The following is a 13004-nucleotide window of genomic DNA, read 5'->3' on the forward strand; positions in this document are numbered from 1 at the left end:
GCCATGACCGCATTGAACACATCTGCACGCATCGCCGTGATCGGCGCCGGGGCCATGGGTGCCGGTATCGCCCAGGTCGCGGCCCAGGCCGGCCATCCGGTCTTGCTGCTGGACAATCGTCCCGGTGCAGCCGCCCAAGCGATTGAAGGCATCGACCGACAACTGGGCAAGCGAGTCGAGAACGGCAAGCTGTCGGCCGAGTCGCGCAGCGCCACCGTTGCGCGCCTGCAAGCGGTGGAAGTCATCGAAACCCTGGCCGACTGCGATCTGATCATCGAAGCCATCGTCGAGAACCTTGAGATCAAGCGCGCGCTGTTCCGCCAGCTCGAAGGCATCTGCGGCGAGCATTGCATCCTCGCCAGCAACACCTCGTCGCTGTCGATCACCAGCATCGCCGCGCAGCTTGATCATCCACAACGCTTGCTCGGCCTGCACTTCTTCAACCCGGCACCGGTGATGGCGCTGGTGGAAGTCGTCTGCGGCCTGGCCAGCGATCCGGCACTCGCCGAGTGCCTGTACGACACGGCCAAGGCCTGGGGCAAAAAACCGGTGCACACCCGCTCCACACCGGGCTTCATCGTCAACCGCGTGGCCCGGCCGTTCTATGCCGAAAGCCTGCGGATGCTGCAGGAAGGCGCGGCCGACTGCTCAACCCTGGATGCGTTGATGCGCGAGGCCGGCGGCTTTGCCATGGGCGCGTTCGAACTGACCGACTTGATCGGCCATGACGTCAACTACGCCGTGACCTGCTCGGTGTTCGACGCTTATTACCAGGACACCCGCTTCCTGCCGTCGCTGATCCAGAAAGAACTGGTGGATGGCGGGCGTCTGGGACGTAAAAGCGGACAGGGTTTCTACAGCTACGCCCAAGGCGCCGAACGTCCGCAAGCAGCTGAAATCAGCAGCAGCGCGAGCGTCGAGACTTGTATCGCCGAAGGTGACCTTGGCATCGCCCAAGGTTTGCTGGCGCGCTTGAGCGAGCAAGGTGTCGAAGTCATCCGGCGCGACGGCCGCGGATTGCTGCGAGTGGGTGACGCGGTGCTGGCCCTGAGCGATGGCCGCATGGCCTGCCAGCGCGCCCGGGAGGATGGGCTGCGTAACCTGATCCTGCTGGATCTGGCGTTCGATTACGGCAACGCCAAACGCATCGCTATCAGCCATGCGGCAGGCATTGAACCGCTGGCCCTCGAACAAGGCGTTGCCCTGCTGCAACGGGCCGGCCTCATGGTCAGCCTGCTCAGCGACAGCCCGGCCCTCGCCGTCCTGCGCACTGTAGCCATGCTCGCCAACGAAGCCGCCGACGCCCTGCTGCAAGGCGTGGCCTCGGCCGCCGACATCGATCTGGCCATGCGCGCCGGGGTCAATTATCCACAGGGGCCGCTGGCCTGGGCCGATGCCATTGGCCTTTCGCACATTCTTGAAACGCTGGAAAACCTGCAAGCCAGTTATGGCGAAGAACGCTACCGGCCGTCGCTGCTGCTGCGCCGTCGCGCCACCGAAGGGAGAACATTCCATGACTAACCATGAAGCCATGACCCTGGCCAGTGAATGCGCGCAATCGCTGTTCCAGCGCGACGCCGCCAGCCAGGCCATGGGCATGCGCCTGCTCTCGGCCGGCCCCGGTTGCGCGCGAGTGGGCATGACGGTGCAGGCCGACATGATCCAGGGTCACGGCACCTGCCACGGCGGCTACCTGTTCGCCCTCGCCGATTCGGCATTCGCCTTTGCCTGCAACAGTTACAACGAAGCCACCGTGGCCATCGGTTGCAGCATCGACTACATCGCCCCGGCGCGCCTGGGTGACACGCTGAACGCCGACTGCATCGAGCAGAGCCGTTCGGGTCGCACTGGCAACTACGACGTGCGCATCGAAAACCAGCAGGGCCAGTTGATCGCCCTGTTCCATGGCAAATCCTACAAAGTGCGCGGCCCGGTGCTGACGCAGGAGAACCCGAATGAATGACGCCCTGATCATCGACGCAGTCCGGACCCCGATTGGCCGTTACGCCGGTGTCCTGAGCAGCGTGCGCGCCGACGACCTCGGCGCGGTACCGCTGCGCGAACTGCTGCGCCGCCACCCGCAAGTGGACTGGAACACGGTTGACGACGTGATCTACGGCTGCGCCAACCAGGCCGGCGAAGACAACCGCAACGTCGCGCGCATGTCGGCACTGCTGGCCGGGTTGCCGGTCAGCGTGCCGGGTACCACCCTCAATCGCCTGTGCGGCTCCGGGCTCGATGCCATCGGCACCGCCGCCCGCGCCATTCGCAGTGGCGAAACCGGGCTGATGCTGGTCGGTGGCGTCGAGTCCATGTCCCGCGCGCCACTGGTGATGGGCAAGGCCGAGCAGGCGTTTTCCCGTGCGGCCGAAATCTTCGATACCACCATCGGCTGGCGCTTCGTCAATCCGTTGATGAAAAAGGCCTATGGCATCGACTCCATGCCGGAAACGGCAGAGAACGTCGCCGAACAGTTCAACATCTCCCGGGCCGACCAGGACGCCTTCGCCCTGCGCAGCCAGCAACGCGCTACCGCTGCCCAGGCCAGCGGGCGTCTGGCCAAAGAGATCGTCCCGGTGGAAATCCCCCAGCGCAAAGGCCCGGCCAAGTTGGTTGAGCACGACGAACATCCTCGCGGCGATACCACCCTTGAGCAGCTTGCCAAACTCGGCACGCCGTTCCGCGAAGGCGGCAGCATCACCGCCGGCAACGCCTCCGGGGTCAACGACGGTGCCTGCGCGCTGCTGCTGGCCAGCCCGGAAGCCGCCAAACGCCACGGCCTGACCGCCCGTGGCCGGGTCGTGGCCATGGCCACGGCTGGCGTTGAACCACGGATCATGGGCATCGGCCCGGTGCCAGCCACCCGCAAGGTGCTGGAGGTGGCCAACCTGAGCCTGGCCGACATGGACGTGATCGAGCTCAACGAAGCCTTCGCCGCACAGGGCCTGGCGGTGCTGCGCGAACTGGGCCTGAGCGACACCGATCCGCGGGTCAACCCCAACGGCGGCGCCATCGCCCTGGGCCACCCGTTGGGCATGAGCGGCGCACGCTTGGTCACCACCGCCCTGCATGAGCTTGAAGAACGGAACGGCCGCTACGCCCTGTGCACCATGTGCATCGGTGTCGGCCAGGGAATCGCGCTGATCATCGAGCGTCTATCCCACTAAAGAATCGCGATTCCCGGGGAGCCGAGAGGTATCCTTGGGGCATGCACTCAAAGCCCTTGTGCAAAAGGGCTGGAACACAAAAACAATTCGAGTGAACACATGAACATGCCAATTGCCCAAGCCGTGCTGAACCCTGTGCTGGACCCGCTGGAAACCGCCAGCATCGACGAGCTGCGCCAGCATCAGCTGGAGCGCCTGCGCTGGAGCCTGAACCACGCCTACAACAACGTGCCGCTGTACCGTCAGCGCTTCGATGCGCTGGGCGTGCACCCCGACGACATCAAGTCCCTGGACGACCTGGCGAAATTCCCTTTCACCACCAAGTCCGACCTGCGGGACAACTACCCCTACGGCATGTTTGCCGTGCCGATGCACGACATCGTGCGCCTGCACGCGTCCAGCGGCACCACCGGCAAACCGACCGTGGTCGGCTACACCCAGAATGACATCGACACCTGGGCCAACGTGGTTGCGCGTTCGATCCGCGCCGCCGGTGGCCATCGTGGCGACAAGGTGCACATTTCCTATGGCTACGGCCTGTTCACCGGCGGCCTCGGCGCGCACTACGGTGCCGAACGCCTGGGCTGTACGGTGATCCCGATGTCCGGTGGCCAGACCGAAAAACAGGTGCAGCTGATCAAGGATTTCCAGCCGGACATCATCATGGTCACGCCGTCCTACATGCTCAACATCGCCGATGAAATCGAGCGCCAGGGCATCGACCCGCACAAACTGGCCCTGCGCCTGGGCATCTTCGGCGCCGAGCCGTGGACCGCCGAACTGCGCAGCGCCATCGAAGCACGCATGGGCATCACCGCCCTGGACATCTACGGCCTGTCGGAAATCATGGGCCCGGGCGTGGCCATGGAATGCGCCGAAACCAAGGACGGCCCGACCATCTGGGAAGACCACTTCTACCCGGAAATCATCGACCCGGTCACGGGCGAAGTACTGCCGGACGGGCAGATGGGCGAACTGGTGTTCACCTCCCTGAGCAAAGAAGCCCTGCCGATGATCCGCTACCGCACCCGCGACCTGACGCGCCTGCTGCCGGGCACCGCGCGTCCCATGCGACGCATCGACAAGATCACCGGACGCAGCGATGACATGCTGATCATCCGCGGCGTTAACGTGTTTCCGACGCAGATCGAAGAGCAGGTTCTGAAAGTCAAACAACTTGCCGAGTGCTATGAGATTCATCTGTATCGCAATGGCAACCTGGACAGCGTTGATGTGCATGTCGAGCTCAAGGCTGAGCACCAGCACCTGGGCGATGAACAGCAGAAGGCTGTTTGCGGGGAATTGAGCCGGCATATCAAGACGTACATCGGGATCAGTTCGCGGATCGTTTTGCAGCCGTTCCATTCGATCAAGCGCTCGGAAGGCAAGGCTTGCCACGTAGTGGATAAACGTCCTAAAGCATGACTGCTGCACCCTTTATGGCCCCGCTTTTTGCGGGGCTTTTTTTTGCCGGGGCTTTACCGACTTTGGCGCCGATCACTATTCCTGTGGGAGCGAGCTTGCTCGCGATGGCTTTGTGTCAGGCGACGTGTTTTTTACGGGTGTACATATCCATTGCTGCGGTAACGGCCGCTTAGGGTTCCGCCCTTACGGCGGGTCACTTGGAAAAGCCCCAAGTAACCAAGGGCTCTTGCCCCTGACATTCGGTGCCTCGCTTAGGCTCGGCATGCCCTCGCTCCGGTCCTGCTCCGTGGGCCCGCCGCCATCGGCCATCCATGGCCGGGGGCGGCTAACCCGGCATCCATGCCGGGTTGCCCACTGCGCAGAACCTCCACTCGGCCTCACGAGGGGGCGTACACCGCAACAGCGCCCGAGGCGGCCTACCGGCCGGCCTGTTGGCTGGGTTCGTTCGACTGTGATGTACCTGGTCGGCTGGCAGGTCGCTATCGCGAGCAAGCTCGCTCCCACAGGTATCGAGTACATCTGCAAGATTTCGGTCGGCTGGCAGGCCGCCTTCGCGGGCAAGCCCGCTCCCACAGGGCCGAGGTACATCCGCCAGAATCAGGTCGGCTGTCGGGCCGCCTTCGCGAGCAGGCTCGCTCCTACAGTTGATCCGGGTAGGTCTGCAAGAAATTGGTCGGCTGTCAGGCCGCCTTCGCGGGCAAGCCCGCTCCCACAGGGGTTGGGGACATCTGCAAAAACCAGGTCGGCTGTCAGGCCGCCATCGCGAGCAAGCTCGCCCCCACAGAAGAGCAAAAGCAGATCGGCGTACACCGATGCTCTTCACCACTCATCAGGCCGAGCGTTAGCTCGCCTGCAGCTCTTGATCTTGATCCACCCGCCCCTTCGGGAGGCTGAGTGGAGGTATTCATCCGGGGATTGGCGCGCAGCGCCGTTCGACGCAGTCGAACACATTGCATGTAGGTGCAGCGAAGCAAACCGGAGGGCAATGCCCCCGGATGAATGCCGGAGCGAAGGAACGCCGAGCCTTAGCGAGGGGCCGGACGCTCGGGGCGAGCCTTTTTTTGCTTACTTTTTTTTGGCGTTTGAAAAAAAAGTGAGTCGCCGTAAGGGCGAAACCGCCAGTGGCCGTTACCAAAGAAATGGATATGTACGCCGACCTCCCCCCCATTCATCCCAAAGCGATACAAAAAACAATTACGACACGTCATTTTGTGTTTGATATTAAATTCTGTATCGCTTATAAAGTTCTCCATGCCCCAGAACAGATTCAAGGCGGGAACTCAAAAATGTACGCACAGCTCGTAGAAACCGGCGTAAAGCGCATCAAGGACCTCTCGGAAATGTCCGAACAGGAACGCGCCTTCCAGGAAAAAATCGATTCAGAAATCAAGATCGAAGCCAAGAACTGGATGCCAGATGCCTACCGCCAGACCCTGATCCGGCAAATTTCCCAGCACGCCCACTCCGAAATCGTCGGCATGCTGCCCGAAGGCAACTGGGTCACCCGCGCGCCAAGCCTCAAACGCAAACTGCAACTGATGGCCAAGATCCAGGACGAAGCCGGCCACGGCCTATACCTGTACAGCGCCATGGAAACCCTGGGCGCCGACCGCGATGAAGAAATCGCCAAGCTGCACAGCGGCAAGGCCAAGTACTCGAGCATCTTCAATTACCCGACGCTGAACTGGGCCGACATGGGCGCGGTGGGCTGGCTGGTGGATGGCGCGGCGATCGTCAACCAGGTGGTGCTGCAGCGCACCTCCTACGGCCCATATTCCCGGGCGATGATCCGCATCTGCAAGGAAGAGAGTTTCCACCAGCGCCAGGGCTACGAAATCCTCCTGACCATGATGCGTCACGGTACCCAGGCGCAAAAAGACATGGTCCAGGACGCGATCAACCGCCTGTGGTGGCCGTCGCTGATGATGTTTGGCCCAAGCGATGAACATTCGCCGAACAGCGCCCAGTCCATGGCCTGGAAAATCAAGCGCCAGAGCAACGACGAACTGCGCCAGCGCTTCATCGACCAGACCATCCCGCAGCTTGAGCTATTGGGCTGCACCTGCCCCGACCCGGACCTGAAGTGGAACGCCGAACGCGGCCACTACGACTTCGGCGAAATCCAGTGGAACGAATTCTACGAAGTGCTCAAGGGCAACGGCCCGTGCAACCAGGAACGCGTCGCCACCCGCCGCAAGGCGATCGAAGACGGCGCCTGGGTTCGTGAAGCCGCCGTTGCCCACGCCCGCAAAAAACAAAACAAGAACGCCGCCTGATCCGGCCACCTGATGTGGAGTAACTGAAATGTCCGAGTGGACCCTCTTCGAAGTCTTCGTGCGCAGCAAGCACGGCCTCAACCACAAGCACGTCGGCAGCGTGCATGCCGCCGACACCACCATGGCCATCGAGAACGCACGCGAGCTCTACACCCGTCGCAGCGAAGGCGTGAGCCTGTGGGTGGTGCCTTCGGCATTGATCACCGCTTCGTCGCCGGATGAAAAAGACCCGCTGTTCGATCCGTCGGACGACAAAGTCTACCGCCACGCCAGCTTCTACGAGCTGCCGGCCGAAGTCGGGCACATGTGAGGTCGACCATGAATAACAAGACCGATCTGATCGAATACCTGCTGCGCCTCGGCGACAGCGCCCTGATCCAGGGCCAGCGCCTGTGCCAATGGTGCGGCAAGGCCCCGGCGCTGGAAGAAGAACTGGCGCTGATGAACGTCGGCCTCGACCTGGTGGGCCAGGCGCGCAACTGGCTGGAGTACGCCGCCGAACTGCTGGACGACGGCCGTGATGCCGATCACCTGGCGTTTCGTCGCGACGAGCGCGCCTATCGCAACCTGCTGCTGGTGGAACAACCCAACGGCGACTTCGCGGTGACCATGCTCAAGCAGTTCCTCTATGACGCCTGGCATTTGCCGGTGCTGCAAGGCCTGAGCCAGTCCAGCGACGAGCGCATTGCCGGGATTGCCGCCAAAGCCGTGAAGGAAGTGACCTATCACCTGCGTCGCTCCGGCGAATGGATCGAGCGTATGGGCGACGGCACCGAGGAAAGCAATCGGCGCATGCTCGCCGCGATTCCAGAGGTCTGGCGCTTCACCGTTGAACTGATCGCCGCCGATGACAGCGAACAGCGTCTGTGCGCAGCCGGCATCACCCCGGACATCGCCAGCGTCGCCACCCAGTGGCAAGCAAAAATCGAGCAGATCTTCACCAGCGCCACCCTGCCCGTCCCCGCGGCGCCGAGCTATTTCTACCTGAATGCACGCAAGGGCCTGCACACCGAACACTTAGGCATCCTGCTGGCCGAAATGCAGTGCCTGCCACGAGCGTACCCCGATGCAACCTGGTGAGCTGATCGCCAGCGACCTCGGCGCCCGGCCGGCTCAACCGACCGACCTGGCTGCCGCTTGGGCGATTCTGGCAGAGGTCATGGACCCGGAAGTGCCAGTGGTCAGCGTGGTCGACCTGGGCATCGTCCGCGATCTCGACTGGCAGGCCGGTCACCTTCACGTGGTGGTCACGCCGACCTATTCCGGTTGCCCGGCCACCGAAGTGATCGAAAGCGACATCCGCGAAGCCCTGGAACTCGCCGGATTCAAGGCGCCGCAATTGGAGCGCAAGTTGACCCCGGCCTGGACCACCGACTGGATCAGCGACAGCGGCCGCGAACGCCTGCGCGCTTACGGCATCGCGCCGCCCGAGGGCAGCACCAGCAAGCGCAGCCTGCTCGGCGAGAACCCGCAGGTTGTGTGCCCGCAATGCGGCAGCGCCCACACCGAGGTCCTCAGCGAGTTCGGCTCCACCGCCTGCAAGGCCCTGTACCGCTGCGTCGATTGCCGGGAACCGTTCGACTATTTCAAGTGCATCTGAGCGGCGAATCGGCCGTCCCAGCTGGAGAACAACAATGAGTAAATTTCACAGCCTGACCATCAAGGACGTGCGCGCCGAGACCCGTGACGCGGTGTCCATCGCCTTCGAGATTCCGCAGCACTTGCAGGACAGCTTCCACTTCACCCAGGGCCAGCACCTGGTGATGCGCACGCAACTGGACGGCGAAGAAGTACGCCGCTCCTACTCGATCTGCACCGGGGTCAACGACGGTGAGCTGCGCATCGCCGTCAAGCGTGTTACCGGCGGACGTTTCTCGGCATTTGCCAACGAACAGTTGAAAGCCGGGCACACCCTGGAAGTGATGCCGCCCGCCGGGCATTTCTGCGTCGAACTCGACCCGGCGCGCCATGGCAACTACCTGGCCGTGGCGGCAGGCAGCGGCATCACGCCGATCCTGTCGATCATCAAGACCACCCTGGAAACCGAGCCCCACAGCCGCGTCACCCTGTTGTACGGCAACCGCTCCAGCTCCGGTGCGCTGTTCCGCGAACAGCTCGAAGACCTGAAAAACCGCTACCTGCAACGCCTGAACCTGATCTTCGTGTTCAGCCGCGAGCAGCAGGATGTCGACCTGTACAACGGCCGGATCAACGCCGAGAAATGCGAGCAACTGTTCAGCCGCTGGCTCGACGTCAAGGCCCTCGACGCCGCCTTCATCTGCGGCCCGCAGGAAATGACCGAGACCGTGCGCGACAGCCTCAAGGCCAAGGGCATGGCGCCTGAGCGCATTCACTTCGAACTGTTCGCCGCCGCCGGCAGCCAGCAGAAGCGCGAAGCCCGTGAGGCGGCGCGCCAGGTGGATTCAGCGGTCAGCCAGATCACCGTCATCAGCGATGGCCGCGCCCTGGCGTTCGACCTGCCGCGCAACAGCCAGAGCATTCTCGATGCGGGCAACGCCCAAGGGGCCGAACTGCCCTACTCGTGCAAGGCCGGCGTGTGCTCGACCTGCAAGTGCAAGGTCATCGAAGGTGAAGTGGAAATGGACAGCAACCACGCCCTGGAAGACTACGAAGTGGCCGCCGGCTACGTGCTGTCGTGCCAGGCCTTCCCGATCAGCGACAAGGTGGTGCTGGATTTCGATCAGCTCTGATATCCGCCTCACGCAAAACCCTGTGGGAGCGAGCTTGCTCGCGATAGCGGTGGGTCAGCCACCATCAATGCTGAATGTAATGGCCTCATCGCGAGCGAGCTCGCTCCCACAGGGGGCCGGTGATTCGGCACGAATACAACGTTTCACCCAAAACAAAAACAACAAAGGAGCGCGCGTCATGACCCCCCAAGACATAGAACTCATCCGCCAGCACCCGGATTTCATCCAGCTGGTTCGTCGCAAACAGAAGCTGTACTGGTCACTGAGCCTGGCCATGCTGGTGATCTATTACGGCTTCGTGCTGCTGGTGGCTTTCTCCCCTTCTACCCTCGGCCAATCCCTGAGCGGCGGCGTGACCACCGTGGGCATGCTGGTGGGTGTCGTCATCGTCGGGCTGGCCTTTGCGCTGACCGGTTTCTATGTCTATCGCGCCAACAACGTGATCGATCCGCTGAATGAAAAACTCAAGCAGGAGTGCGCCCGATGAACCGCCTTCTTGCACTGTTCCTGCTGCCGCTGGCGGCTGTCACTGATGTTGCGATGGCCGCCGACGGCGTGGCCCGCCCATTGAATTGGAACGCCATCGGCATGTTCCTGGTGTTCGTGTTGTTCACCCTTGGCGTGACACGCTGGGCGGCACTGCGTACCCGCTCCACCAGCGATTTTTATACCGCTGGCGGCGGCATGACCGGCTTCCAGAACGGTCTGGCGATTGCCGGCGACATGATCTCGGCAGCCTCGTTCCTCGGCATTTCCGCGATGATGTTCCTCAATGGCTACGACGGCCTGCTCTACGCATTGGGCGTGCTGGCCGGCTGGCCGATCATCCTGTTCCTGATTGCCGAGCGCCTGCGCAACCTGGGCAAATACACCTTTGCCGACGTGGTGTCCTATCGCCTGGAACAGACCCCGGTGCGCCTGACCTCGGCCTTCGGCACCCTGACCGTGGCCCTGATGTACCTGGTGGCGCAGATGGTCGGCGCCGGCAAGCTGATCGAACTGTTGTTCGGCATCGACTACCTCTATGCAGTGATGCTGGTCGGCGTGTTGATGGTGTTCTACGTGACCTTCGGCGGCATGCTCGCCACCACCTGGGTGCAGATCATCAAGGCGGTGATGCTGCTGTTCGGCACCAGCTTCATGGCGTTCATGGTGCTCAAGCACTTCGGCTTCAGCACTGAGGCGATGTTTGCCGGTGCCACCGCCGTGCACGCCAAGGGCAACGCGATCATGGCCCCCGGCGGCTTGCTGTCCAACCCGATCGATGCGATCTCCCTGGGGCTGGGCATGATGTTCGGCACCGCCGGCCTGCCGCACATCCTGATGCGTTTCTTCACCGTCAGCGATGCCAAGGAAGCGCGTAAAAGCGTGTTCTACGCCACCGGTTTCATCGGCTACTTCTACTTGCTGCTGATCATCGTCGGCTTCGGCGCCATCGTCATGGTCGGCACCGATCCGGCGTTTCGTGACGCCAGCGGCGCGATCATCGGCGGCGGCAACATGGTCGCGGTGCACCTGGCCCACGCGGTAGGCGGCAACCTGTTCCTCGGCTTCATCTCGGCGGTCGCCTTCGCCACCATCCTGGCGGTGGTTGCCGGGCTGGCGCTGTCCGGCGCCTCGGCGGTGTCCCATGACCTGTATGCCTGCGTGATGCGCAAAGGCCAGGCCAGCGAGCAACAGGAAATGCGCGTGTCGCGAATCGCCACCCTGTGCATCGGTGTACTGGCGATCATCCTCGGCCTGCTGTTCGAATCGCAGAACATTGCCTTCCTCTCGGGTCTGGTGCTGGCCATTGCCGCGTCGGTGAATTTCCCGGTGCTGTTCCTTTCGATGTACTGGAAAGGCCTGACCACCCGCGGCGCGGTCCTTGGCAGCCTGTCCGGACTGGTCTCGGCGATTGTGTTGCTGGTGCTGAGCCCGGCGGTGTGGGTCAACGTGATGCATCACGACAAGGCGCTGTTCCCGTACTCCAACCCGGCCCTGTTTTCCATGAGCCTGGCGTTCTTTAGTGCATGGCTGTTTTCCGTCACCGACACCTCGCCCCGTGCAGCCCTTGAGCGTGGCCGTTATCTGGCGCAGTTCATCCGCTCGATGACCGGCATCGGTGCCACTGGCGCCAGCAAACACTAAACGACGACCGATCAGTTGGCAGGGAATAAAAATAATGAAACCCGCACGTACCACGTCTTGTGAATCACTGTTTTCACTGGCCGCCGCATTGAGTCTGCCCATGATCGCCCCCAGCGCCATGGCCGACTTCATCGGCGACAGCAAGGCCCGCATTGATATGCGCAACCACTACATCAATCGCGATTTCCGTCAGGACAACGCGCCGCAATCCAAAGCCGAAGAATGGGCCCAGGGATTCACTGCGCGCATCGAGTCCGGCTTCACCGACGGCACCTTCGGTTTCGGTCTCGACGCGCTGGGGGAGCTGGGGATCAAGCTCGACTCCAGTCCCGACCGCCGTGGCACCGGGCTGCTGCCGTTTGGCCCGCAGAGCCATGAGCCCGACGACGAGTACAGCGAACTGGGCCTGACCGGTAAATTGAAAGTATCCAAAAGCGTGTTGAAACTCGGCACCCTGCAGCCCTTGTTGCCAGTAGCGACTTACAACGACACACGCCTGTTGGGTTCGACATTTGAAGGTGGCTTGCTGACCAGCCAGGAAATCGACGGCCTGACGGTGAATGCCGGACGCCTGACCAAGGCCAACCTGCGGGACTCCTCCAGCAACGATGACATCGGCTTCGGCGCCGCCACCAGCGATCACTTCGACTTCGGCGGCGGCACCTACGCGTTCAGCCCGCAACTGAATGTGAGCTACTACTACGGCAAGCTCGAACAGATTTATCGCCAGCAATTCGCCGGACTGGTGCATACGCAACCGTTGGGCAACGGCTTCAACCTGCGCAGCGATCTGCGTTATTTCGACAGCCGGGGCGACGGCGCCGAGCAGGCCGGGCGCATCGACAACCGTAACTTCAACGGCATGTTCACGGTGTCCCACGGCGCCCACAAGGTCAGTGCCGCCTACCAGCAATTGTCCGGCGACAGCGCCTTTCCGTTCCTCAACGGCGGCGATCCGTACGTGGTCAACCTGGTGACCTTCAACACCTTCACCCGCGCCGAGGAGGATTCCTGGCAGCTGCGTTACGACTATGACTTCGCGGCGCAAGGCATTCCCGGCCTGACCTTCATGACCCGCTACACCGACGGTCGCCACGTCAAGGCAGGCACCGTCGACAACGGTCGCGAATGGGAGCGCGACACCGATATCAGCTACGTCGTCCAGAGCGGTGTGTTCAAGAACGTCAGCCTGCGCTGGCGCAACGTGACCTTCCGTTCCGGCAATGGCTTGACTACCGCCCTCGATGAGAACCGGCTGATCGTCGGTTACACCCTGGCGCTTTGGTAATTCCGAA

At 62.5% G+C, this 13004-nt stretch carries 12 protein-coding genes; all 12 read left to right on the forward strand.

Annotated elements, in window-relative coordinates; all coding sequences use genetic code 11:
• The first annotated feature begins 3 nt into the window (after positions 1–3).
• Complete coding sequence (gene paaH / locus AC1RDQ_RS03195; protein WP_492586288.1) at positions 4–1521, forward strand: 3-hydroxyacyl-CoA dehydrogenase PaaH; 1518 nt, start codon at positions 4–6, stop codon at positions 1519–1521.
• Entirely contained in the window at positions 1514–1963 is a 450-nt protein-coding gene (paaI, locus tag AC1RDQ_RS03200) for a hydroxyphenylacetyl-CoA thioesterase PaaI (protein ID WP_492586290.1), read from the forward strand. Before paaH ends, paaI begins: the two co-directional genes overlap by 8 nt.
• Complete coding sequence (pcaF, locus tag AC1RDQ_RS03205) at positions 1956–3167, forward strand: 3-oxoadipyl-CoA thiolase (protein WP_492586292.1); 1212 nt, start codon at positions 1956–1958, stop codon at positions 3165–3167. The genes paaI and pcaF overlap by 8 nt, the downstream gene beginning before the upstream one ends.
• A gap of 99 nt (positions 3168–3266) precedes the next feature.
• Entirely contained in the window at positions 3267–4592 is a 1326-nt protein-coding gene (paaK, locus tag AC1RDQ_RS03210) for a phenylacetate--CoA ligase PaaK (RefSeq protein WP_057713982.1), read from the forward strand.
• A gap of 1286 nt (positions 4593–5878) precedes the next feature.
• Entirely contained in the window at positions 5879–6868 is a 990-nt protein-coding gene (gene paaA / locus AC1RDQ_RS03215) for a 1,2-phenylacetyl-CoA epoxidase subunit PaaA (protein WP_223531706.1), read from the forward strand.
• 28 nt (positions 6869–6896) lie between these two features.
• On the forward strand, positions 6897–7178 hold the full coding sequence (gene paaB / locus AC1RDQ_RS03220) for a 1,2-phenylacetyl-CoA epoxidase subunit PaaB (protein WP_007943393.1): 282 nt from the start codon (positions 6897–6899) through the stop codon (positions 7176–7178).
• An 8-nt stretch (positions 7179–7186) separates the two neighbouring features.
• Complete coding sequence (gene paaC, locus AC1RDQ_RS03225) at positions 7187–7948, forward strand: 1,2-phenylacetyl-CoA epoxidase subunit PaaC (RefSeq protein ID WP_492586294.1); 762 nt, start codon at positions 7187–7189, stop codon at positions 7946–7948.
• Entirely contained in the window at positions 7935–8468 is a 534-nt protein-coding gene (paaD, locus tag AC1RDQ_RS03230) for a 1,2-phenylacetyl-CoA epoxidase subunit PaaD (RefSeq protein ID WP_057713978.1), read from the forward strand. Before paaC ends, paaD begins: the two co-directional genes overlap by 14 nt.
• Positions 8469–8502: 34 nt before the next feature.
• Positions 8503–9579 (forward strand): 1,2-phenylacetyl-CoA epoxidase subunit PaaE, encoded by a 1077-nt coding sequence (paaE, locus tag AC1RDQ_RS03235; RefSeq protein WP_492586296.1) that lies wholly within the window; start codon positions 8503–8505, stop codon positions 9577–9579.
• A 178-nt stretch (positions 9580–9757) separates the two neighbouring features.
• Positions 9758–10066, forward strand: a complete 309-nt coding sequence (locus AC1RDQ_RS03240; RefSeq protein ID WP_492586298.1) for a DUF485 domain-containing protein — start codon at positions 9758–9760, stop codon at positions 10064–10066.
• Positions 10063–11709, forward strand: coding sequence for a cation acetate symporter (locus AC1RDQ_RS03245; RefSeq protein ID WP_492586300.1), 1647 nt, complete (start codon positions 10063–10065; stop codon positions 11707–11709). The genes AC1RDQ_RS03240 and AC1RDQ_RS03245 overlap by 4 nt, the downstream gene beginning before the upstream one ends.
• Positions 11710–11743: 34 nt before the next feature.
• On the forward strand, positions 11744–12997 hold the full coding sequence (locus AC1RDQ_RS03250; protein WP_492586302.1) for an OprD family porin: 1254 nt from the start codon (positions 11744–11746) through the stop codon (positions 12995–12997).
• The last annotated feature ends 7 nt before the right edge of the window (positions 12998–13004 follow it).

It is taken from the genome of Pseudomonas sp. GW823-FHT02E01 (assembly GCF_058797535.1).